This window comes from Synechococcus sp. A15-60, assembly GCF_014280095.1.
Classification (GTDB): domain Bacteria; phylum Cyanobacteriota; class Cyanobacteriia; order PCC-6307; family Cyanobiaceae; genus Synechococcus_C.
Window position 1 is genome coordinate 791,417 of sequence record NZ_CP047933.1, and the last position, 20,612, is coordinate 812,028.

Annotated in this window: 28 protein-coding genes and 1 tRNA gene; 15 read left to right on the top strand and 14 right to left on the bottom strand. The window is 62.0% G+C overall.

Going from position 1 to position 20,612, the window contains the following annotated elements; translation table 11 throughout:
- Positions 1 to 3: 3 nt before the first annotated feature.
- Positions 4 to 609, bottom strand: a complete 606-nt coding sequence (locus SynA1560_RS04085; RefSeq protein WP_186501230.1) for a hypothetical protein — start codon at positions 607 to 609, stop codon at positions 4 to 6.
- Between the two features lie 34 nt (positions 610 to 643).
- Complete coding sequence (locus SynA1560_RS04090; protein ID WP_255477121.1) at positions 644 to 1,369, bottom strand: response regulator transcription factor; 726 nt, start codon at positions 1,367 to 1,369, stop codon at positions 644 to 646.
- A gap of 123 nt (positions 1,370 to 1,492) precedes the next feature.
- On the opposite strand from SynA1560_RS04090, the gene SynA1560_RS04095 reads away from it, so the two are divergent.
- The 3 genes from SynA1560_RS04095 to SynA1560_RS04105 all read left to right on the top strand — a co-directional run bounded on the left by SynA1560_RS04095 (position 1,493) and on the right by SynA1560_RS04105 (position 4,509).
- Positions 1,493 to 1,819 (top strand): DUF1825 family protein, encoded by a 327-nt coding sequence (locus SynA1560_RS04095; RefSeq protein WP_186470378.1) that lies wholly within the window; start codon positions 1,493 to 1,495, stop codon positions 1,817 to 1,819.
- A gap of 42 nt (positions 1,820 to 1,861) precedes the next feature.
- On the top strand, positions 1,862 to 3,106 hold the full coding sequence (gene tyrS / locus SynA1560_RS04100; protein ID WP_186501231.1) for a tyrosine--tRNA ligase: 1,245 nt from the start codon (positions 1,862 to 1,864) through the stop codon (positions 3,104 to 3,106).
- A gap of 275 nt (positions 3,107 to 3,381) precedes the next feature.
- Positions 3,382 to 4,509 carry a transporter substrate-binding domain-containing protein gene (locus tag SynA1560_RS04105; RefSeq protein ID WP_186470380.1) on the top strand — a complete coding sequence of 376 codons (1,128 nt, stop codon included), beginning with the start codon at positions 3,382 to 3,384 and terminating at the stop codon, positions 4,507 to 4,509.
- Between the two features lie 23 nt (positions 4,510 to 4,532).
- Here SynA1560_RS04105 and SynA1560_RS04110 read toward each other — a convergent pair whose 3' ends face one another.
- Positions 4,533 to 4,970 (bottom strand): cupin domain-containing protein, encoded by a 438-nt coding sequence (locus SynA1560_RS04110; RefSeq protein WP_186470381.1) that lies wholly within the window; start codon positions 4,968 to 4,970, stop codon positions 4,533 to 4,535.
- Between the two features lie 49 nt (positions 4,971 to 5,019).
- On the opposite strand from SynA1560_RS04110, the gene pyrF reads away from it, so the two are divergent.
- Positions 5,020 to 5,751: an orotidine-5'-phosphate decarboxylase gene (gene pyrF / locus SynA1560_RS04115; RefSeq protein ID WP_186501232.1), complete on the top strand. Its 732-nt coding sequence runs from the start codon at positions 5,020 to 5,022 to the stop codon at positions 5,749 to 5,751.
- A 126-nt stretch (positions 5,752 to 5,877) separates the two neighbouring features.
- Here pyrF and SynA1560_RS04120 read toward each other — a convergent pair whose 3' ends face one another.
- From SynA1560_RS04120 to SynA1560_RS04145, 6 genes are all read right to left on the bottom strand, one after another.
- Positions 5,878 to 6,282, bottom strand: a complete 405-nt coding sequence (locus SynA1560_RS04120; RefSeq protein WP_186501233.1) for a hypothetical protein — start codon at positions 6,280 to 6,282, stop codon at positions 5,878 to 5,880.
- Positions 6,279 to 6,878, bottom strand: a complete 600-nt coding sequence (gene plsY, locus SynA1560_RS04125) for a glycerol-3-phosphate 1-O-acyltransferase PlsY (RefSeq protein ID WP_186470384.1) — start codon at positions 6,876 to 6,878, stop codon at positions 6,279 to 6,281. Before plsY ends, SynA1560_RS04120 begins: the two co-directional genes overlap by 4 nt.
- Positions 6,878 to 7,930: a DUF3086 domain-containing protein gene (locus tag SynA1560_RS04130; RefSeq protein WP_186501234.1), complete on the bottom strand. Its 1,053-nt coding sequence runs from the start codon at positions 7,928 to 7,930 to the stop codon at positions 6,878 to 6,880. Before SynA1560_RS04130 ends, plsY begins: the two co-directional genes overlap by 1 nt.
- Before the next feature lie 128 nt (positions 7,931 to 8,058).
- The gene (locus SynA1560_RS04135; RefSeq protein WP_186471008.1) at positions 8,059 to 8,481 is read right to left on the bottom strand and encodes a DUF3119 family protein; all 423 of its coding nucleotides are present in this window, start codon (positions 8,479 to 8,481) and stop codon (positions 8,059 to 8,061) included.
- 16 nt (positions 8,482 to 8,497) lie between these two features.
- The gene (locus SynA1560_RS04140) at positions 8,498 to 9,244 is read right to left on the bottom strand and encodes an ABC transporter permease (RefSeq protein ID WP_186471009.1); all 747 of its coding nucleotides are present in this window, start codon (positions 9,242 to 9,244) and stop codon (positions 8,498 to 8,500) included.
- Between the two features lie 23 nt (positions 9,245 to 9,267).
- On the bottom strand, positions 9,268 to 10,584 hold the full coding sequence (locus SynA1560_RS04145) for an MFS transporter (RefSeq protein WP_186501574.1): 1,317 nt from the start codon (positions 10,582 to 10,584) through the stop codon (positions 9,268 to 9,270).
- 129 nt (positions 10,585 to 10,713) lie between these two features.
- On the opposite strand from SynA1560_RS04145, the gene SynA1560_RS04150 reads away from it, so the two are divergent.
- Positions 10,714 to 10,784: transfer RNA gene (locus SynA1560_RS04150), tRNA-Gly, on the top strand.
- Between the two features lie 16 nt (positions 10,785 to 10,800).
- Here SynA1560_RS04150 and SynA1560_RS04155 read toward each other — a convergent pair.
- A complete protein-coding gene (locus SynA1560_RS04155) occupies positions 10,801 to 12,927 on the bottom strand; it encodes a glycogen-debranching protein (RefSeq protein WP_186501235.1) in 2,127 nt (708 codons plus the stop codon).
- A 72-nt stretch (positions 12,928 to 12,999) separates the two neighbouring features.
- Between SynA1560_RS04155 and SynA1560_RS04160 the strand changes: the two genes are divergently transcribed.
- The 6 genes from SynA1560_RS04160 (at position 13,000) to SynA1560_RS04185 (ending at position 16,567) form a co-directional block, all read left to right on the top strand.
- Positions 13,000 to 13,665: an MBL fold metallo-hydrolase gene (locus SynA1560_RS04160; RefSeq protein ID WP_186470387.1), complete on the top strand. Its 666-nt coding sequence runs from the start codon at positions 13,000 to 13,002 to the stop codon at positions 13,663 to 13,665.
- A 153-nt stretch (positions 13,666 to 13,818) separates the two neighbouring features.
- Positions 13,819 to 14,094: an HU family DNA-binding protein gene (locus SynA1560_RS04165; RefSeq protein ID WP_006043393.1), complete on the top strand. Its 276-nt coding sequence runs from the start codon at positions 13,819 to 13,821 to the stop codon at positions 14,092 to 14,094.
- 53 nt (positions 14,095 to 14,147) lie between these two features.
- A complete protein-coding gene (gluQRS, locus tag SynA1560_RS04170; RefSeq protein ID WP_186501575.1) occupies positions 14,148 to 15,044 on the top strand; it encodes a tRNA glutamyl-Q(34) synthetase GluQRS in 897 nt (298 codons plus the stop codon).
- A gap of 421 nt (positions 15,045 to 15,465) precedes the next feature.
- Positions 15,466 to 15,819 (top strand): hypothetical protein, encoded by a 354-nt coding sequence (locus SynA1560_RS04175; RefSeq protein WP_255477057.1) that lies wholly within the window; start codon positions 15,466 to 15,468, stop codon positions 15,817 to 15,819.
- Positions 15,820 to 15,871: 52 nt separating this feature from the next.
- Positions 15,872 to 16,132: a lactate dehydrogenase gene (locus tag SynA1560_RS04180; protein WP_255477058.1), complete on the top strand. Its 261-nt coding sequence runs from the start codon at positions 15,872 to 15,874 to the stop codon at positions 16,130 to 16,132.
- 84 nt (positions 16,133 to 16,216) lie between these two features.
- Positions 16,217 to 16,567 (top strand): hypothetical protein, encoded by a 351-nt coding sequence (locus SynA1560_RS04185; RefSeq protein WP_186470388.1) that lies wholly within the window; start codon positions 16,217 to 16,219, stop codon positions 16,565 to 16,567.
- Between the two features lie 5 nt (positions 16,568 to 16,572).
- Here the strand turns inward: SynA1560_RS04185 and SynA1560_RS04190 are convergent, their stop codons facing one another.
- The 4 genes from SynA1560_RS04190 to SynA1560_RS04205 form a co-directional block, all read right to left on the bottom strand.
- Entirely contained in the window at positions 16,573 to 17,238 is a 666-nt protein-coding gene (locus SynA1560_RS04190) for an alpha/beta fold hydrolase (protein WP_186470389.1), read from the bottom strand.
- Positions 17,239 to 17,368: 130 nt separating this feature from the next.
- Entirely contained in the window at positions 17,369 to 17,536 is a 168-nt protein-coding gene (locus tag SynA1560_RS04195; RefSeq protein ID WP_186501236.1) for a hypothetical protein, read from the bottom strand.
- Between the two features lie 546 nt (positions 17,537 to 18,082).
- Positions 18,083 to 18,268 (bottom strand): chlorophyll a/b-binding protein, encoded by a 186-nt coding sequence (locus tag SynA1560_RS04200; protein WP_186470391.1) that lies wholly within the window; start codon positions 18,266 to 18,268, stop codon positions 18,083 to 18,085.
- A gap of 697 nt (positions 18,269 to 18,965) precedes the next feature.
- Positions 18,966 to 19,244 carry a DUF3104 domain-containing protein gene (locus tag SynA1560_RS04205; protein WP_255477059.1) on the bottom strand — a complete coding sequence of 93 codons (279 nt, stop codon included), beginning with the start codon at positions 19,242 to 19,244 and terminating at the stop codon, positions 18,966 to 18,968.
- A gap of 306 nt (positions 19,245 to 19,550) precedes the next feature.
- Between SynA1560_RS04205 and SynA1560_RS04210 the strand changes: the two genes are divergently transcribed.
- From SynA1560_RS04210 to SynA1560_RS04225, 4 genes are all read left to right on the top strand, one after another.
- Positions 19,551 to 19,739, top strand: a complete 189-nt coding sequence (locus SynA1560_RS04210; protein WP_186470392.1) for a hypothetical protein — start codon at positions 19,551 to 19,553, stop codon at positions 19,737 to 19,739.
- A 75-nt stretch (positions 19,740 to 19,814) separates the two neighbouring features.
- Entirely contained in the window at positions 19,815 to 20,087 is a 273-nt protein-coding gene (locus SynA1560_RS04215; protein ID WP_186501237.1) for a DUF1651 domain-containing protein, read from the top strand.
- Positions 20,087 to 20,257 carry a hypothetical protein gene (locus SynA1560_RS04220; RefSeq protein ID WP_186470394.1) on the top strand — a complete coding sequence of 57 codons (171 nt, stop codon included), beginning with the start codon at positions 20,087 to 20,089 and terminating at the stop codon, positions 20,255 to 20,257. The genes SynA1560_RS04215 and SynA1560_RS04220 overlap by 1 nt, the downstream gene beginning before the upstream one ends.
- A gap of 118 nt (positions 20,258 to 20,375) precedes the next feature.
- On the top strand, positions 20,376 to 20,522 hold the full coding sequence (locus SynA1560_RS04225; RefSeq protein WP_186470395.1) for a hypothetical protein: 147 nt from the start codon (positions 20,376 to 20,378) through the stop codon (positions 20,520 to 20,522).
- Positions 20,523 to 20,612: the final 90 nt, after the last annotated feature.

Sequence of the window (20,612 nt, forward strand, 5' to 3'; positions counted from 1 at the left end):
CGCTTAACCCCGTGGTGGCAGGGAGGGACCTGCGGGCCTGGCACCGAAACGCACCCGACCGATCAAAGCCTCCACGGCATCTGGCGGCAGATAAAGTCTTTCCTGAAGATCGGCGAGGTTCTTGAAGGGTTGGCGGCGACGTTCGGCCATCAGCCGTTCCAGGCGGTCATTCGGCCACTGCAACTGCCCTGCGAGCACCGCGCGGCTGGCGCCATTGAGATCGAGCGGTTTGGGCTGGGGCAAGGGCGGCGCATCACCGTGCCAGCGAAAAATCAGGTGGGGCTGCCACAGGTCGCGCAGATCCTCCGACAGATCGAGCAGCTGGGCTAGATCCTCCAGTTGGCTGAACTGCACGCCGCCCCGTTGCAGACGCAGTAGTAGATCCACCATGGCATCGCTGCAGCCAGGCAGTTGGCGCCATTGCTCGGCGCTAGCGCGGTTCACGTCGATGCAGAGGCTGTCGACAGAAGGGCTCCCGGCCGATGCAGCCTCCGGCTCGAGTGACGGGCTACGCGCCTCCTGCACGCGGGGCGCGGGGTCGGGGGGCAGCTCGCCCATGGCCTGGAGCACCTTGCGGGCCAGGGGATCGAGCCAGTGCCGGCGCGCCATCGCCGCGTCTCTCCTGAGCAGCTTCGCCAGGACCCTAGGTCCAGCGCGGCGGTCTGGTGGGCACTTGCACCAGCCCCTCACGAAATGCGGTCACCACCGCTGTGGTGCGATCCCGGGCCGGCAGCTTGCGCAGCAGGCTGCTCACGTGACTTTTCACGGTTTCGATCGAGACCACGAGGGCATCGGCGATTTCCTGGTTGGTCATGCCTCGGCAAAGGCCACGCAGCACGTCTTCCTCTCGCATGGTTAGCTCCTGGAGCGGCGTCTGCTGGCCACTGCGGCGCAAGCGGCTGTGGTGCAGCACGCCGCTGATCAGAGGGTCGATGTAATGCCCATCGGTATCAATGGCCGTGAGAGCCGCTGCCACCGTGCCGGTGCCGGTGGCTTCCGCGGAGCAGAGACCGTGGCAGCGAGCATCGATCGCATCAAGAATCGTGCGCGGGATCGGCCGTTGAAGCAGCATCAGCACCTTGAGGTCCGGGTGGTTCTTCCGAGCGCGGCGTACCAGGTTGGTGCCACTACCGCCTTCGAGGTTGTCAGTGCAGAGCAGCAGGTTGGCGCCGCTGCTTTGCAGTCTCTCCAGGCAGTCGTCTTCGCTGGTGCAGGCCGCCACCAAAGGACCCTGCCCTTCAAACCAGCTCATCCAGCTGGCAAGGAGCACGCGGTCGGCGCTGGCGATGGCGGTACGACTGCGCTTGAGCAGGCTGTAACCCTGGCGAGAGCGCTGCTGCAGTGAGGGGATCCGATCGCTGAGATCCACAGATGAACAGGCTCGTAGCCCTGACCATTGCCTCACCATGGTGGCTCGGAACAAGGGGGTGTGGATCCGCACTGTTACCGCGAGCTCAAATTGTTCAGAATCTCTGAGTTGCATCGATGGCTCATGGCGTTCTTCGACTCGGACATCGTTCAGGAGGAGGCCAAGCGGCTGTTCGGCGACTACCAGCAGCTGATGCAGCTGGGCTCGGACTACGGCAAGTTCGACCGGGAGGGCAAGAAGAAATTCATCGACACGATGGAGGAGCTGATGGAGCGCTACCGGGTGTTCATGAAGCGCTTCGAGTTGTCGGAAGACTTCCAGGCCAAGCTCACCGTGGAGCAGCTGCGCACTCAGCTCGGCCAGTTCGGGATCACCCCTGAACAGATGTTTGATCAGATGAATCAGACGCTCGAGCGGATGAAGAGTCAATTGGATCAGCCCCCTAGCTGACGGCGGCTCGTACGATTCAGCCCGCTCACGTCCCGCTCGTCCATGGCCACGACCCCATCCCTGCCGGCTTGGTTGTCGCGTGGCATGGCTGATCTGTTCCCTTCCGGCGACCCCGGTGATGCGGACGAATCCCTTGCGGCGCGGCTGGCGCAGGCCGAGGCCGGAGGTCGGCCGCTGCGCATCAAGCTGGGCATCGACCCCACCGGCAGCAACATCCATCTGGGCCACAGCATCCTGTTCCGCAAGTTGCGGGCCTTCCAGGACGCCGGTCACACCGCGGTGCTGATCATCGGTGACTTCACAGCGCGGATCGGCGACCCCACTGGCAAGAGCGCCACTCGGGTGCAACTCACCAAGGAGCAGGTGGCTGCCAATGCCTCCACCTACCTGCGTCAGCTGGGGCAGGACCAGCCCAAGGAGACGGCGCTGCTGGATTTCGAGACGCCAGGCCGTCTGGAGGTCCGCTACAACTCCGAATGGCTGGAAAGCATGGATCTGCCGGCGGTGATCGGCCTTCTGGGCACCGGTACCGTGGGTCAGATGTTGGCCAAGGACGACTTCTCCAAGCGCTATAGCAGCGGCACGCCGATTGCCTTGCATGAATTCCTTTACCCGCTGCTGCAGGGCTATGACTCGGTGGCGGTGAACGCGGATGTGGAGTTGGGCGGCACCGATCAAAAGTTCAACGTGGCCATGGGCCGCGACCTGCAGCGCCGCTTCGACAAGGGCACCCAGTTCGGGCTGTTGCTGCCGATTCTGGTGGGTCTGGACGGCGTGCAGAAGATGAGCAAAAGCCTCGGCAACGTGGTGGGGCTGGAGGAGGATCCGTTGTCGATGTACTCCAAGCTGGAGAAGGTCGGCGATGCGGCCATCAACGACTACGTCACGTTGCTGACCGATCTGGATCTGGCCTCCCTACCGGAAAACCCGCGCGAGAAGCAGAAGGCGATGGCTCTGGCAGTGACGGCCAGCCGCCACGGACTGGCTGCTGCCAGCAAGGCACAGAGCGATGCAGCCACCCTGGTGGGTGTCGGCGGTGATGCCGCTGCCGATGTGCCGGAGGCGTCGCTGGCGCAGGTGAACTTCCCCGCCAAAGCGTTTTATCTGCTCAGTGCCGTGGGCATCTGCGCCAGCAGCAGTGAGGCACGCCGCCAGATCAAAGGTGGTGCTGCCCGTCTGGAGGGGCAGAAGCTCACCGACCCCAACCAAGAGTTTGCTTCAGCGGCCGAGCTGGAGGGCAAGGTGCTGCAGCTGGGCAAGAAGACCTTCCGGCGGCTGATGGCCTGAGCTGCCAGATTCTCCTCGATTGGGAAATCCCCTGATTGAGCAGCGAAGCGATGCTGAATCGAAACTGAGAAGCCGATCCAGGCCTGCGTGTTCTGCATCTCTTCGAGGCACTCACCGCCGTTCTCGCTGGTCCCGTGTTCATTCGACGGCCTCATGCCGTCACCTGCAGCCTGAGCGTCGCCAACGTTGTGTTCGCCGGCTGGATGAGCATTGCGTCGATGCACGGCTCACCTCTTAGATGTCAGCCAAACTGGCAATAACAATGGGGTGTTGTGATGCGGCGGAGTCTCAGCTGGTTACGTGCCTGCGCTGCGGCTCTGCTGCTGATCGGTGCGCCGCTGAACGCCGAGGCGGAGCCCCGCAAGACTCTGGTGGTGGGTGTGGTGGATGAGGCGGCACCCTGTTCCAACCGCGTGGGGCCTCTGTATGAGGGCTATGCCGTTGAAATCTGGGAAGCCATCGCCTCACAGAAGGGCTGGCCCTATCGCTTTGAGCCAGTGCCGTCACCAAATGCTGCGGTGTCGATGGCGGCGAGTGGTGAGATTGATGTGGGGGTGTCCTGCCTCAACCAGGTACCGGAGCGCCTGGCGGTGACCAATTTTTCTGTCGCCATCAGCTCTGATGGGCTGGCCTTCCTTTCCCCCCGTGAGAACAGCTACCCCCTGAGTGCGCTGCTCACAGGGATGGTGGGCAATGGCTTGCTGCTGCGTTCCTTGTGCTGGTTGTTTTTGGTGTCGCTGGCTGGGGCGGTGCTGTTGTGGTTGAGCTACGGGCGCTTCAGAAGCAAAGACGTGGAATGTGCCACAGCCCAGGGCACCTTCATCAAAGGCTGGATGATGCTGCTCATGGGCTCCGGCACTTACAAGATGAGCGACAGTGCCGGCGGCATTCTGTTGGTGCTGGTCACCAATTTGTTCCGTCTGGTGATCGTGTCGATCTTCGTGGGTGCGACGGCGAAAACACTGATCCGGGAATCGGTGCCAGTCGATGGCAACGCATCAGAGATCCTCGCCAGCAAACTTGCGGATGGGGTGGCGGTGGATGCCCAGACCATTTCCGAAACCTGGTTGCGTTTCAAGCTGGAACAGCTCCCCTCGGGGGCGCGCGAGGCAGCAAAGGTGGAACCCATCAGCGGTGATGAGCAACTGATTGAGGTGTTGCGTTCCGGAGTGGTGCAACATGTGCTGGCCGATAGCTCCCGGGTGAATTATCTGCACAATCAGGTGCTGTCTTCGTCGGATCGCTCCCGCTACGCCGTGTCAGCGCAGGTGTTCAACAGCACGCCCCAGGGCTTTGTGTTTGGCAGGGATCTACCGGAGACCACCCAGCGGCAGATCTCGGTGGCGATTGCCGATCTGCGTTTCCAGGGGGTGATCGACGCCATGGTCAACCGCAATCCCTAAGCGGCCTCTCGTATCCAGATGGATCAGAGGTTGCGCAGCACCTCCAAATCTTCTGGGTCAAGGGCCGTGGGAATGCCACATTTCACTAGCTCGGAAAAACCTTCATCACGGTTGAGCACCGTGAGCAGATAAAGGCGATCGGGGCCAGGGTTCTCGAAATCATGGGCAGCATCGGCCGGCACCACCACAAAGTCTCCGGTGTGGGCGGTGATGGAGCGATCGTCGATGTGAAACAGCACCGTGCCGCGCAGCACGAAATAGAACTCGGCGGAGCGGTGATGGCTGTGGGGCGGCACCCGGTCGCAGGGGTCGTGGATCTCTAGAAACAGGCTCATCGCTTCGCCGGAGCCGCGATCGTCGTCGCCATCGGCGGGTGCACTGAGCAGAGCCAGGCGGCAGTGATCCTGTGCGTGCAAGCGAAAGCCCTGGAGCTGCTCGGGGTGAACGATGCGCGGCAGCATGACGGCGGAACGGTGTGAGCTCAGGATGGAGGCAGTTGATGCCGTTGCCTTGGCTCCGTTGCTTTCTGCGAATCCCGCCGATCGGATCATCGTGGCCCTCGATGGCATGGCACTCGAGCAGGCGCTGGCTTTTGCCGGCCAGGTGGATGGGCTGTGCTGGGTGAAGGTGGGCCTGGAGCTCTTTGTCCAGGCCGGCCCGGAGGTGGTGGCGCAGCTGCGCGAGCAAGGGCTGCGGGTGTTTCTTGATCTCAAATTCCACGACATCCCGGCCACGATGGCCGGTGCTTGCCGGAGAGCGGCGGCTCTGGGGGCCGAGCTGATCACGGTGCATGCCTGCGCCGGCAGCGAAGCGCTCCAGGCGGCTCAGGCCGCGGCGATAGAAGGGGCACAAGGTGCTGGCCAACCCGCCCCCACATTGCTGGCGGTGACGGTGCTCACCAGCTGGGAGGAGCAACGATTGCAACGGGAACTCGCCATCTCCCAGGGAATCGCCGAACGGGTGCCGGCGTTGGCGCAGCTGTCGGCAACTGCTGGGATCGGCGGTTGTGTGTGTTCACCCTTGGAGGTTGAGGCATTGCGGGCCCAGCACCCCGAGCCGTTTGCGTTGGTGACTCCAGGTATTCGCCCGAAAGGCTCTGCTGTGGGTGATCAGGCCCGTGTGATGGGGCCTGCTGAAGCGGTTGCAGCGGGGGCCAGTCAGCTGGTGATCGGCCGGCCGATCACCAAGGCCGAAGATCCCAGTGCTGCCTTTGGCCAATGTTGCTCTGAACTGATCGCTTAGGACTCGGGCCCGAACCAACCAGGCAGCTCATCGCTCGGCAGTCATGCCGACGTCCTTGGGGGGTTGGAGCGATCTGATGGGCCTGCGCACCTCCAACACCACCGCCGATGGCTGAAGTGACAATGATCACTCCAACGACGCCTTGCTCAGCTTTCTTGGCCGATCCGAGCACTGCTCCTTCAGCCGCTGTCGCATCCAAGCGGCAGCCGTGTTGGGATCTTGGTCGCTCCAGCGCTGCAAAGCTCTGGCCTCCTCCTCCAGGGCGTCGACACGCTGCTCAACATCCAGTTGCGCGGCCAGTTCCGGTTGACGGCAATGCTGCAGCCGGTGCATGGCTTCATGCAGCAGCGTGCTGGTGAGCGCTGCATCGCTGTTGTGGTTGTTGCGGCAGAGGCCGATACGGTTGCGCGATGGGGCGTAGAAGCCCTCCAGGCCAGCAGGGCAGTCGTCCAATAGCAGGACGCGCGTCTGGCCGGCGCTTTCCATCTGGGCGATCAGGGTGAGCAGGGCGATGCCGGCTGCTGCACTCAAGACTTCTGGCCCACTTTGGGTTCGGTGCCATTGATCAGCCGCTGGATGTTGCTGCGGTGGCGCCAGAGCACCAACGCCATTGCCACCAATGCCACCAGCAGGTTGGCGTTGCTGCCGGAACCGGTGGCCATCAGCAGCGGAAGGCTGATCGCGGCCACCACGCTGGCGAGTGACACGATTTTGCTGAGGCTGAACACGGCAAGAAACACCCCGAAGCAGGCCAGCCCCACCGGCCAGGCCAGGCCCAGGAACAAGCCCAGCCCCGTGGCCACCGCCTTGCCGCCCTTGAAGCCCAGCCACACCGGCCAGATGTGTCCAGCCAAGGCCGCTAAGCCCGCGAGCACCTGAATCCAGTCGTTCAGTGGATGGGTCGCAGTCAGGGCACCAGCCAGCAGCACGGCAGCGGCACCTTTGGCCACATCCAGCAGGAACACCACCAGCGCCGGACCCTTGCCCACGTTGCGCAGCACGTTGGTGGCGCCGGTGGAGCCGGACCCGATCGTGCGCAGGTCGATTCCTTTGCACCAACGACCGGCCAGATAGCCGCAGGGCAGGGAGCCGAGCAGGTAGCCCAGCAGCAGTGCAAGGAAGGGCATCAGAGCAGGTCGTCGTCGTCGTCGTCGGTTTCGCCAGGCCCTGCCGCAAACGCCAGCCAGAGCGGGAACTGAAGCACAGGGATGTCGACAAACCGTTCGCCTGCGTCGATCAGAATCAGCGGGACCTCGCCGCGTTCCTCCAGTCGGTCGGCGCGCTCCACCAGAGCATCACCCCGTTCAAACAGCACGATGCCGCTGCTGGGGCCAAAGTCTTCTCGGCCTAGTCCGAGGGCATCCTGCAGTCCCCGGCGCCACTCCCCCAGTCGTTCCGGCCTGCCAGCCAGCACCAGCGTCTGGAATTGATCGCCATAGAGCTCGCCGATCACCGCGATCAGGGCGGCGCCCACCAGCACGTTGCGCGGGCGGTTGCCGCGGCTGGCTTGAGCGCCACGGCCCCCCTGGTTGAAGAACCAGTCTTCGAGCATCGCTGTGTCGCTGGAATCGAGGCTGCGGCGCAGCTTCCAGGGTTCGGCGTAGAAATCGGGTTGCTCCAGGAAGCGCGTGATGTTGGCGCGGATCAGCGCCTCATCAGGGCGAAAGGTGTCCGCCACTGCCGGTGCGGTGCCATCGGTAGGAGCAACGGTGTCGTCGGCGTTGGCAGCGGCCTCTGAGTCCAGTGGTGAGGGCTGCACCACCATGGGCTGCACCACCAGTTCCATGGTCTCCACCGACTGCACCAGGCCCTGCAGGGCTCCTCCTAGGTAGTCCTGGAATCCCTTCACCTTGCGTGCGATCGCATCGGACTGACCCGCGAAGCTGGCGGTCATCTCCTGCTCCAGAGCTTGCTTGCGCTGGCTCAGGACCTCGATCTCCTGCTGCAGTGCATTACGGCGGTTCTGCAGATCAGTGAGGGCCAGCTGAATCAGAGCCTCGTGACCACCGTCGGTGGTTGATCGTCCTGTTGCGCTTGCGCTCGTTTGGTCCGTTTCGATGGCTGTGGATGGTTCAGCCGCTGCTGCCATTTCAGGGGCTGGCGCTTCACTGGTGACGTCCTCGGAACCCTCCGCGGCAGGTGTCGCGTCTTGGGGCGTCAGGTCGGTGTCGTCAGGCATGGCTGGCTTGTCCTGCTCTTATTTCAGCCGATCGCAGGGAGCTTGGCAGCGTAGGCACGCTGGCGTTCCTGTTTCGTATCTTTAACGTTACGCTAGTGTGCCGCTTGGTTCTGGCAGGTGGCCGCAGCTCAGGCTTTGGGTGTTTCCAGAGCTCCCACCCGCAGCTCCAGTTGCTCGCGCAGTTCCTTGGCGTTGAACAAGATCGGCAGGAAGTGAATGCTCTTCACCTCGCGGAAATAGAACAGGCCTGGCATCCAGGCGGCGAACAGACGCCAGCTCTGCCAGTCGGCATAGGGAAAGCGCCGCAGCTCCTGCTTACCGCGCCACACCACCAGGGTGTTGGCGGTGAACTCAAGCCGCAGGCTGTAGGTCTGAACCAGCAGGAACAGGCCAAACAGGCCAACCACCAGGGTCGGCCAAGGCCGCAGCGGCAGGGGCAGCAAAGCCCCGCTCAACAGCACCACTAGCAAGGCCAGCCGCGGGCTTGGGCTGATGCTCACGCTGGTGGCCTCGCTGCTGGGCTGTTCTGAGGGGGAGGGTGTGAAGGTCATCGAGGGCAAGGGCGGGTCAGCCGAACAGGAGTTGCGTGAGCAGGACGTCCATCAGGGCGACGGTCACCAAGATCATCACCACTGCGCCGGTGGTGCTGGTGCCCACTTCCTTGGGGCCGCCCTGCGTGGTCATGCCCCAGCCGCAGGAGAGCACCGCAATTTGCAGGCCAAAGATCAGGGCCTTCACCAGCATGAATGGGAGATCTTCCGGTGACAGCCAGGTGCGCACCGAGTTCCAGAACACCTCTGGAGGGATTTGATAGATCTCGGTGCTGCTGATCTGGCCGCCCAGGATCGCGACCCCGAAGAACAGCAGGCACTGCACCGGTGCCATCACCACCATCGCGATCAGGCGGGGCACGACGAGGTATTCCACCGGATCGGTGCGCAGCATTGTGATGGCGTCGATCTGCTCGGTCACCTTCATCGTGCCCAGCTGCGCTGCATAGGCGGTGGCCACCTTGCCTGTCAGCAGCGTGGCGGTGAGCAGCGGCGCGATCTCCCGTGCCAGGCCGATGGCCAGCACGCCGCCCACGGTGGCGTTGGCGCCCATGCTGTTCAGTTCCTTGGCCACCTGGATGTTGAACACCGTCCCCGCGGCCAGGGCGGTGATGATCACGATCAGAAAACTGCCGGGTCCGGCTTCTTGCAGTTGATCGAGCAAGTCGATCGTGTTGATCCGCCCTCGCGCGGTAGCCGTCACTGCCTGGCCACCGATGATCAGGCTGCTGCCCAGACGGTTCAGCCAGCGGGGTGATTTCAGACGGACGCGGAGGCGGGACGTGGTCATGTGCGTTGCAGATGGGCGCCGCGGTCGGGCCAGCGACGCATCACCAGGAGGCCAATGCCTACCAGGATGGCGGGAATCAGCCCCATGCTCATGCGGATGGCGAACAGTGCTGAGGCCGGCTGCTCGATGAAGTTCATGGCGCCTTCGCAGCTCGCACTGGAGATGTAGCCGGTCAGCGACAACAACCCACCGAACACGCTCATGCTCACGCCGATGATCAGTTTCTGGCCGAGCACCATCCAGGCGGTGTAAAGCCCGGCCGGTCGGGTGGGATCGGCGTCAATGGCGTCTGGCAGCAGTGACCAAGGGATCAGATAGGCGGTCGAGGCGCCGATGCCCACCAGCGCAATCAGACCGATCAGCGGAGTCAATTCAGCCGGGGTACCGCCGTGCTGCATGGCTGGGAACACCATCGAGATTAGGCAGGCCACGATCCACAGGCCCGCGCCCCAGCGCAGGGCCACCAGGCGCCCTCGCCTGTTGGAGAGCAGGCTCCACAGCTGCAGGCCCAGCAGGGCACTCAACTGGAAGGGCAGCAGGATCCAGGTGGAGAGATTCGGGGGAACGTGCACCACCTGCACCAGCCAGATCAAGGCCACCACCTGCATCAGCTGCAGGCCGAACCAGAGCGCCAGATACAGCCCCAGCACCATTAGAAAACGGGGATTGGAGCGGATGCGCTTGAGCTGCGCCAGTGGCGGCTCCGCCTGGTTGATTGGCCGCGCTGATTTCTTGGCGTAGGGGGCCAGACCCCAGCAGCAGGCCAGGGTGGCGAGGGTGGCAATGGTGCCAGTAATCCGCCCCATGCGCAGATAACCATCCGCCCCATCAGTGAGCACCAATGAGGCCACGATCAACCCGCTGAGTCCAGCCACGATGGAGCCGGTGAAACGGGCCGCGTTCAGGCGGGTGCGGATGGCGGTGTCGCTAGTGAGTTCAGTCGAGAGCGCTGCGTAGGGCAGGTTGACGCTCGTGTAAGCCGTCATCAGCAAGATGGCCATCACCACGTAGTAAAAGGTGCGCTGCAGGGTGGTTCCCTCCGGAACCCACCACATCGCCGACAGGCTGATGCCCAGCGGTAGTGCAGCCCCGAGAATCCAGGGGATGCGCGGCCCCCAGCGGCTTTGGGTGTGGTCGCTCATCCAGCCGATCAGCGGGTCGTTGATGGCATCCCACACCTTGATCACCGTCAGCAGCGAGCCGGCAATGAAAGCCGGTAGGCCCGCCGTGCATGTGAAGAATGGGAACAGGTAAAACCCCAGCTGCGTCGCGGCCAATCCTGTGCCGGCATCTCCCAGTCCGTACGCAACCATCAGGCGCCGGCGGGATCCCCCGGCCAGGGTGCTCGTGCTCATCGGGCAGGAAGGGGGGCGGACGGACCGCCATAATGGTTAGGCACAACACCCACCAGGCCTCTGCGGCATTGGTACGGATGTTTTGGTGCGGGCGTAGTTTAGTGGTAAAACCTCAGCCTTCCAAGCTGATGATGCGGGTTCGATTCCCGCCGCCCGCTTGCTTCAAGCCGACACTCAGAGCTTGAGTTTGGCGGCCTCATCGCGGGCCACCATCACCACCAGGCTTCGGGCCTCCAGCGGCACACCCTTGGGGCTCCAAGGTTCCAGGGCAGTCGGCAAGTCTTCGCCAGCGGTGAGGGCGGTATCGATGAGTCGGCACCAAGGTGATGACGGCTCGGGCAGATCGAAGTGCATCGCCTTGAAGTAGGCGTTGAATCCAATCCAAAGTGCTGCCCCTTCGCTGCCCCGTTGCACGCTGTAGGCCAGGCAGTGGGACCAACTGGCCCAATCCGGTTTGTTCAGTTCTACGCCATGCCATTGGCGCCACAGCCCCTCTGGCTCACTGAGACGTGGTTCGGGCGATTCGGGCGTTTCGGGCGTGTCCGCGGATGGTGCCGGCGGTGGCGGCGGCTCGCTGTGGGCCACGAGGGGATTGATCAGCTCCGCCAGCTGGGAGCGCACCTTCAGCAGCCTCTGGGCATAGGTCAGCAGCGCTTTATCGCAGTGGGTTTCAGACCAGATCATCCAGCTCAAGGGGGTGTCCTGACACCAGGTGTTGTTGTTACCGCCCTGGCTGCGGCCCACTTCATCGCCCATCAACAGCATCGGGACGCCCCGTGCGAACAGCAGCGTGGTGAGCAGATTGCGCTGCTGGCGCTTGCGCAGCGCCCGGATCGCCGGGTCGCTGGTGGGACCCTCCACGCCATGGTTCCAGCTGGTGTTGTGGTTTTCCCCGTCGCGGTTGTCCTCGCCGTTGGCCAGGTTGTGCTTGCCGTTGAAGCTCACCAGATCGAGCAGCGTGAAGCCGTCATGGGCGGTGAGCAGGTTGATCGAACGCCCAAGGCTCGCCGCTTTGCCGTCGTAGAGATCCGGGCTGCTGCGCAGTCGCTGCGCCAGGGCCCAGGTGCTGTCGTCATCACCTTTCCAGAAGCTGCGCAGCGCATCGCGGAACCGACCGTTCCAGGTGCCGATGCGTTGGGCTGGGAAGTCATTGAGCCGGTAGAGGCCGCCGCAGTCCCACGGTTCGCTCACCAGCTTCAGTTCGCTCAGCAAGGGGTCGGCTTCCATTGCTTCAAACAAGGCCGGTTTGTCCAGCGGTTTGAGCCCTTCGCCACGGCTCAGAGCAATGCCGAGATCGAAACGGAAGCCATCCACCCCCAGTTCCAGAGCCCAGCAGCGCAGCGACTCCAGGATCAGCTCACGGCTGATGGGTTGGTGGGCCGCAATCGAATTGCCGCAGCCGCTGACATCCAAATACTGACCCTTGTCGTTCTGGTGGTAGTACGTGCGGTCGGCGAAGCCCCGCCAACTCAAGGTGGGGCCCTGGCTGTTGCCCTCGGTGGTGTGGTTGTAAACCACATCCAGAAGCACCTCCAGCCCGGCGTCATGGCAGGCCGCCACCAGGGCCCGCATCTGGTCGCGGGCCAGCAGTGGGTCGTCACCACACACATAGCCCTGATGCGGTGCGAACCAGCTCAGCGGGCTGTAGCCCCATACGTTGTCGCGTCCGGGAGGGGCGTCCTGGGGGTCGAAGGCCTGCACTGGCAGCAATTCGATCGTGGTGACGCCCAGGCTCTTCAGGTAGGGGATCTTGTCGATCACCCCCAGCAGGCTGCCGCGATGCTCCGCAGCGACTCCGCTGTCTTCCGCCTTGGTGAAGCCGCCCACGTGCAGCTCATAAACCACCGTGTTCTGCCAGCTGTGCCGCGGTCGCGGATGCGCATCGAAGTCGAAGCGATTCCGTTCACACACCACACCCTTCAGGCAGCAGTCGGTGTTGGGCGACGCTCCAGTGGCGGCGCCACGTTCGTACACCGACCAGCCGTCAATCGCTCGGGCGCAGGGGTCGAGCAGCACCTTGCCGGGGTGGAAGCCATGTCCGCCGGGGGCCAGAGCACCGAACACTCGGTAGCCGTAGCAGCAGCCGGCCTGCAGTCCTGGCAATTCCACATGCCAGTAATCACCCGAGCGGTGCCGATCGCCTTCCAGATCGATCACCTCGCAGGGGCTGGCGGCTTCACCAGACTCGAACAACAGCAGTTCCACCCGATTGGCGGCCGGTGCCGCCACCGAAAAATTCACGCCCAGCTCACTCAAGCTGCTGCCCAGGGGCCAGGGTCTGCCGCGCAGGATCGTGCTCAAGGCTCCACTCCCGGACCGCTGAACGTGCTGCCATCAAAGTAGTGAGAACTGCGGTGAACCACCGTGTCTGTGATGACCTCCGCTCTGGAGTCGGGCCGTCCGCCCCAGCAGATCCGGCCGGACCTCTGGTTGTTTCCCCCCAACCGCGACTGCCGTGGCGGCTCCTCTTGGTGGGTGGATGTGGATCCGGAACCGGTGCTGATCGACTGCCCGCCGTTGACTGAGGCCACCCTCATGGCCTTGCAGGCGTTGGCGGCGGGACGCCGAGCTCGCATCTTGCTCACCAGCCGGGAAGGTCATGGCCGCCTGCGGCGTTTGCAAGAGCGTGTGAATTGGCCTGTGCTGGTTCAGGAGCAGGAGGCCTACCTCCTGCCCGGCGTTCAGGAGCTCGACCTCTTCGCCGACGAAGCGACCACTGCCTCCGGTTTGCGCCTGCTGTGGACCCCTGGACCGACCCCAGGCCATGCCGTTGTGCATGCGCCTGGGCCTTTGGATGTGCTGTTCTGCGGACGTTTGCTTGTTCCTGTCGCATCGGATCGTCTCGCTCCGCTGCAGCATCGGCGCACCTTTCACTGGCCGCGGCAGCAGCGAAGTCTGGAACGTCTCCGCCAATGGCTTCCAGCAAAAGCCGCGCCAGCACTAGCTTCTGGTGCGGGGCTTGGAGCGCTGCGGGGCGGTCGTCTGGCGCCGTTCAGCAGTTGGGTCGAGGCCGATCCGTCAAAACCGGACTTTTTTTGAAGCGTCGCTGATGCTGTGAATGCATTGCGGCACGGTGTTTTTGGTTGCCGCACCGCGATTGTCTCCATACGATTGGCGCGCTTGGGAAGCCGTGCGGATGCCGACTCCGCATCGTCGATCCAACTGCTTCCGCCACTTTCCCCCTCCCAGTTCATGAACAAAGCCGATCTCGTCAATCTGGTTGCAGCCCGCACTGAGCTCACCAAGACCGACGTGTCCCTGGTGGTAGACGCCGCCATCGAGACCATTATTGATTCCGTTGTCGAGGGCAAGAAGGTGTCCATCCTCGGCTTCGGCTCCTTCGAGCCCCGTGAGCGTTCCGCCCGTCAGGGTCTGAACCCCAAGACCGGTGAGAAGATCAAGATTCCCGCCAAGCGCGTGCCTGCCTTCACCGCCGGCAAGATGTTCAAGGATCGCGTGCAGGGCTGACGTCTCGGCCTCAACGCTTGATTTAGGTGGTCCTGCGGGGCCACCTTTTTTATGTGGACTTCCCCGACCATCTTCAGGCCCTGTTCGAGCAGGGATACCGCGCGCGTCAGCAGGGCTATCGCGGCCGGTTTGCTCCGACACCCTCTGGTCCCCTGCATCTGGGCAACCTGCGCACGGCACTGATCTCCTGGCTCCATGCCCATCTGCAGGGTGGGGAGTGGTTGCTGCGCATCGATGATCTCGATACCCCGCGCATCCGTGCCGGGGCGATTGCTTCAGCGCAGGAGGATCTGCGTTGGCTGGGTTTGCTTTGGGATGGACCGGTTCTGATCCAGAGTCAGCGTCGGGGCCTTTACGGCAGTGTGCTCTCAGCCTTGCGGCGGGCCGAGCTGCTCTATCCCTGCCGCTGCAGTCGCCGCCAGCTCGGGCAGGGTCGGCGCTATCCCGGCACCTGCCGTCACCAGTTCCGCGGTTGGGATTCGCAGAACGGGCGCCTACCGTCCTGGCGGCTGAAGGTGCTGGCGGCTGACGAGACCCAGTGTGGCGACCTTGTGCTGCGTCGAGCCGATGGATTCATCGCTTATCACCTCGCCACAGCCGTCGATGAATTGGCGCTTGGCATCACCGATGTGGTGCGTGGTGACGATCTGGCTCCGGTGTGCCGTGCCCAGCGGGCGGTGATTGCCGTGTTGGACCAAAGCCCACCGCGCTACCAACATGTGCCGTTGCTTTGTGATGCTGAAGGCCAGAAGCTGTCCAAGCGTGAGCGTGCCCAGGGGCTGGCGCCGTTGCGAGACCAGGGCTGGACTGCAGAACAGGTGCTGGGTCGTCTGGCCGCGTCACTGACCCTGGTCCCTGAGGGATGTGCGCTGTCGGCCACTGAGCTGCTCGAGCACCTTCGGCAACAGCCGCGATTGCTGCAGCACTGCATCCAATCCTTGGATTCTTAAGGAAAGTTTCGGGATCATGGCGGCCTGGTGATCCCACACTGGCAATGGCTTTAAGGCTGGGTTATGGCGATCTGCTCGAGCTGTGGCGGCAGCGGAATTCAACGCATCAGTCAGCAACAATCCCGCACGTGTCAGACCTGTCTCGGTCGTGGCGTGACCGCAGCGGTTGAGCTCGCTCCACAAACCCTTGATTTGGCGAGGGTGACTGGTCTCCGGGCTGGGGTCAGCACCCAAGAGGCCCCTGCCACGCCTAACGCAGTTGCTTCTTCTTCTGCTGCCAGATAAAGAAAGTGGCAGTGGCCACCACGGCCAGCAGCGGTACCGCGGTGAACAGCAGCAGGGCAACGGCGGTCCAATCGGTGTACATCCGGTGTCTTCAGCGAATCGACAGCATTCTTTCAGCCAGGAGCAGCGCAGCGTGATGGCGTTGATGGTTGAAAACGATCGAGGTGGTTTGGGGCGGTGCACCCCATGGATCGTTTCGCTTGGATGTGCCGCTGCACTGGCTGGGTTGCCATCGCAGGCCTCGTCGCTGTCTGCGGTCAGGCCCTTGCTGTTGCACTGCTTTCGCGCGGCCCATGCACCCAGTTGCGAGCAGGCGCTGTTGCTGACTGAAACGCTGCAGCGTCGTGCTGGAGCTCAGGATCGATATCCCTGTCAGACCTTGCTGTTGGGCCTGCAGGCCGAGGTGGTGATGGTGCAGCTGGATGTGGCCCGTGGTGAGGAGGCCTTCGAGACGCTGCGGGAAAGCGAACAACTCTGCTCCGGACTCTGATCAGCCACAGCCCTCCGATCTCGGCAAAATGGAGGTTGTTGCTTCGCGCACCATGAGGATCTCGGGCTCAGGGCTTACCGCCGCTTTGCTGATTGCCGGAGCGTTGTCCGGTACCACCCATGCCCAGGTGCGCTTTGACGACTGCCAACCCGTCGCTGGTGGTGGGATCACCTGCAATACGGTGCCGACCGGCAACACTCGCGCTGACATGATCGATGGTGAATATGGCCTGATGGATCAGGCCAGCCCCGGCTGGTCGGAGTACAACCCTTACGAGGGGTATGACGACATGCTTGGCGGCAATCAGACCTGACCTTTTGCGCGCCGGCTGACGCTCCCGCAGGCTGTGGACGCCTCAGCGATCTCTGCGCAGCATGGGATCAGATCTTGCTGTCGCATGCGCCCGCTCCACGCCTTCAGAGGACCTGCTAACCCCAGCTTTTCGGGGTGGCTGCTGATCGCGTTGGCCTCCGGAATCGTGCCATCTGCGCTGTTGAATCCTGCACTGGCTCAGAGCCAGAGCAGGGAGGCGATGTTGAATGACGACTTGGAACTCGTGCAGTTTCACTGTGCGCGTGGCGCTGAGGACAATCGCCAGGGCCTGTCGGCGTTCAATGATGCCTGGGTCCAGCAGACGCAGATGCTGCGCTTCGAGGCCGGGGTCGCGCCGGACCGTCCCGATGGCTCCAATGATTTCTTCGCGGCCTTGTCAGCGGCGATGCACGTGCAGTGCCCGAACGTGTGGTGATCGAATCAAGCGCCCGTGTGCTGTTGGCTCAGGAAGCGATCCATTGCTTCGATTGCCAGAGCCCAGTTCGATGCTTCGCTGTGGCCTGAACTCTTGCGAGGCTTGAAGCTGTGATCCCCGTCGGGTAACCAGGCCAGCTGCAGCTGCTTCGACAGCTTGTAAGTGCTCACCTCCTCCTGGCGTCCCATCGCGTCTCGCTCCCCCTGAACGACCAGCGTGGGTGTGCGCAAGTCGGCCAGATGGTCTGTACGCAGCTGATCGGGCTTGCCCAATGGATGGAACGGATAACCGAGGCAGATGCAGGCCTGGATGCGTTGCTCGTCGAACAGAGCATCCGCCAGAAGGCTGGCGATGCGCCCGCCCATCGACTTGCCCCCGATCACAAGGGGCTTGTCGTGCGCCAGCGCCTTCACCTGTTCGCGGAAGCTGTTCAACAGAAGTTCAGCCTTGTCGGGCGGACGCTTCTTGCCGCTGTTGCGTTGCCGTTGCATATAAGGAAACTCGAAGCGCAACACCTGCCAGCCCTGATCGGCAAGGCCGTCGGCCATTGCCGCCATGAACGGGCTGTCCATGCCGGCACCGGCTCCATGGCCCAGCAGCACCCTCAGCGGTGCTGAATCCGCACCCGACACCAGCAGGTTGTCCATCCCATCTCCTTGGAGGACCAGCATGCTCCTTTGCCCTGCGAACCCTTGCTATGCCAAGCAGGGGTTCAGGATGCTGTGCGATGCCCGGCAGGAGCTGTTGCAGCATGCCAATGGCAACAGGCTTCGCATCCAATACCCGCCCTGAACCTGTCTCTCAGGGGATTTTGCCGTCGTGATCGTAATGGGTTGACGTGGCCGCTGGTCGCGGTTTCTCCTGCTCCATCTCCTCGGAGGGCTCCGCTGCCAGCTGTTGTGTGCCGGAATTCATCATCTCGGTGTAGGTGAGCGCCCGGCGTTTCCGGGTTTGCGGTGATTCCGTCATCGCTGGCGACTGGGCTTCGTTGGTTGTGTTTTAGGCATGCAGTCACGCCAGGAGGTGGTCAGAGTGATGGAACGGAGATGGCCGCCCCACCGGATGGTGAGACGGCTATGGTCGCTCGTTCATGCAGGGTTCAACCCTTCAATCAGTGATCTGAAGTCGGGGTCGACACGACTGGCTGGGGCGTCCCTGGGGCCATGGGTTCAAGTGTTGGGTTGATGCAACTCCCGGGCACCTGGGACGGTGCAGTGGAGTGTCGATCGGCGTGGCGGTCCGGGTCATGCCTGTCAAAGGACCAACCTCACAATTCGGTTGAAACTGTTGGAGCAGGGTGCCAAAAAGTCAGACTGCTTCTCAGTTGTGCTGGGGTGGAGTGTCAGCTGTCATGAGCGCCTCCGTTCTCGATGCACTTACTGTCCACCGTCCGGCGGGCATTGCCTACTGGTGTTCATGCTCATTGCCCTGCGGGCGGAATCGGCGGAGAGTTGAAGGGTGTGGATGGACGGTTGTCTGTTAGAGCGCTGTCGTCGTGATTGGCCGTGATGCCAATCAGAGACCGAGGGCCTGCAGCAGTCCTTGTTGCAAACAGGCCTCCGTTACCAGCAGCGCAATGAATCCCAGCATGGCCAGGCGTCCGTTGAGTCGTTCCGCTCGCACAAGTCGCTCACGCCGGATCTGGGCGGCGGCCAGGCCCTGCCAGTAACGCTCCTGGGCCTGAAGTGTGGTGGCCGTCATGGTGGTCTCCGAAAGGGACCTGATTGGTCTACGCCTCGCCTTAATCCCAGGGAAGGAGGACACCCGACCGTCTTGGTTCGGTTTCAGGACCTGTGCTGCTGGGTCCTTTCAGGAACAGATTTAGGCATGAATGGTATTCATTGGAATCGTGACGTTACCGCTGCTGTAGGGGGACAGGCCTCACACGGCAGGAACCTTTGGGGCATCAACCTGTCCTGGCCGTCCTGCTTGACAGCTAGCCAGCCGGTGGAGAGCTGCCCATTGGCTTGATTGTTAAGCGGCCACTTTCACCATCAAGGTGGTAATGACCACGGCCAAGAGAACCGTTCCACCGAGGAAAGCAACGTTGACGTGAAGTTGATGCACGCAAATCGTTTCGAGATGGATGAGTATTGCGCTTTTTAATCCTTCAACGACTAAGTCTTAATGCCTAAATTTTCAAATTTGGTGGTTGACTCTGCAGCTCTTTTATTGCGAAAAAATATTAGCTCAGATACGTGTTTTTGCGAAAATGCCTTGTTGGATGTGAATTGTTGTAGAGAATGAAGGTCGTCGTGTGGAGAAAAGAATGGGGCTCACAATTCCAACGCTTTGCTTGACCGTTTTGGGATGTCTGATCGGGTATCTCCTGCTGGCTCCGGTATTGGGTTGATCGTATGTAGGACTCATCGTGTCCACCCCGCCTTGTCTTCAGAATTCAGAGCGCAGGCACGATGTGCGTGATCTGGTGGCCGCTGATCCAACGAATCACGCCGGTGTGAACGTCTATCACCTCAAACAGCGGAGGGTTCTGTGTGGACTCTTGCTGGTCGCTGACGCGTCGCACGTCGGCCATGCTGATGTTTGAGTCTTTTGAGCGGTGGATGACTGTCATCCCCGCCTTGACGTGATGAAACAGCGGGTCAACGTCGTTCGTTGTGAAGCGCGAGTGGCAAGTTGGCATGGAGTCGTGGCAACGCCAGCGCAATTCGAGCACTGATCGAAGTTCTGGCGTGTTTCTTTGGCGACATGACGGCGCATCGCGGAGCACATTTTGCCGAGGTGGCCGGGTTTGTGAGTGGGTAATTGTTACTACCGAGTCTTTGGACGCGAGCCATCAGAATGCAGCGGTCTTCGGGTGAAAACCGGAGATGCGTCGAGCTAAGGAGGGGTGGGACCCTCCTTTTTTTTTGGATGACAAACCTCCAGCGGAGCTAATTGTTTGCTGATTTGGAAGTGGGTTGCGAGTGATACGTCAAGTTTTTGGAAAGGCTTGTAACACAGTGTCAGCAAGTTAATTCCCATGGGTGACGAGATCGTCGCGAGCTTCGACTACGACCTGAGGGCGTTGCGGCTCGAATACAAAACCACCTGTGATGCCTTGCGTTACTGGCCCGGTGGTGATGCGCAAGAGCAGGAGTTTCTTGTCTACAAGAAGCAGGAGTTGTTCAGGGTTCTCGTGGAGCAGACGCTTCAGATTGAGGCGTTTTGATCGGCTGCGATCGCAGTTCTCAAGTTTCATGCGCATTCGGGTGAGCGTGAACCATCAAGGGAGAGAATTCCCTGCATGCAGGATCTGATTGATTCCAAGTGGCCGGTCTCCGCTCACCACGACCGGGGCACCTGGATGGTGAATGGTATGGATCAGCGCTTGGTGCATTTCCGGCCCGACACCAAAACGAGCCACGGTCAGTGGGTTGAGCTGCGGGTTTACGAATGGATTCGTCCGCAGCCTCCTGTTCCGCGCTACCGCCGACGTCTCTTGAGGGCCAATGCGATCGATGTCTGGAACAACATGCTCAAAGTGGGATGGCGTCGTTGTTTTCCCCCTGTTCGCTGATGGAGGAGTGGACGGATGAATTCATCACTCATGCGCAGCGAGAGCTCACGGGGATGGTGGATGATTGGAAATACGACTACGGCGCCGATGACCGGGCCTGCGTCGCAATGCTGCTTTGGATGGTGTTGAAGCTCAACCCCGAGGCCGACATCGACTCCAGCTTGGTCTGAGCTTGTGCAGATAGGGGGCAGGGGTTTGTCTTATACTTTCGATACGTTGGTCCCCTGGTAGGGGACGCAGTTCGATCTCAAACAAGCAACGGGGTTTGAGACGCTGTCGGTGATGTCCATGAACACCCTCCTTTTGATCAAAGCCAAAGAGCTCAAGGCTCGTCGTCTTCAAAGTGCTCAGCATGTTTTTGCTGCCCACTCCGAGGGCATCGATTACACATCAGCTCATCTGTCCCCTGTGAAGCTCTCTGCCAACGCAGGTTGATCACGCTGCGTTGACTTTCAGCTGAAGTCTCACCCCGCCAATGGCGGGGTTTTTTTTTTGGAACTGCATTCCTCGTCAGGTTCGGCAGCG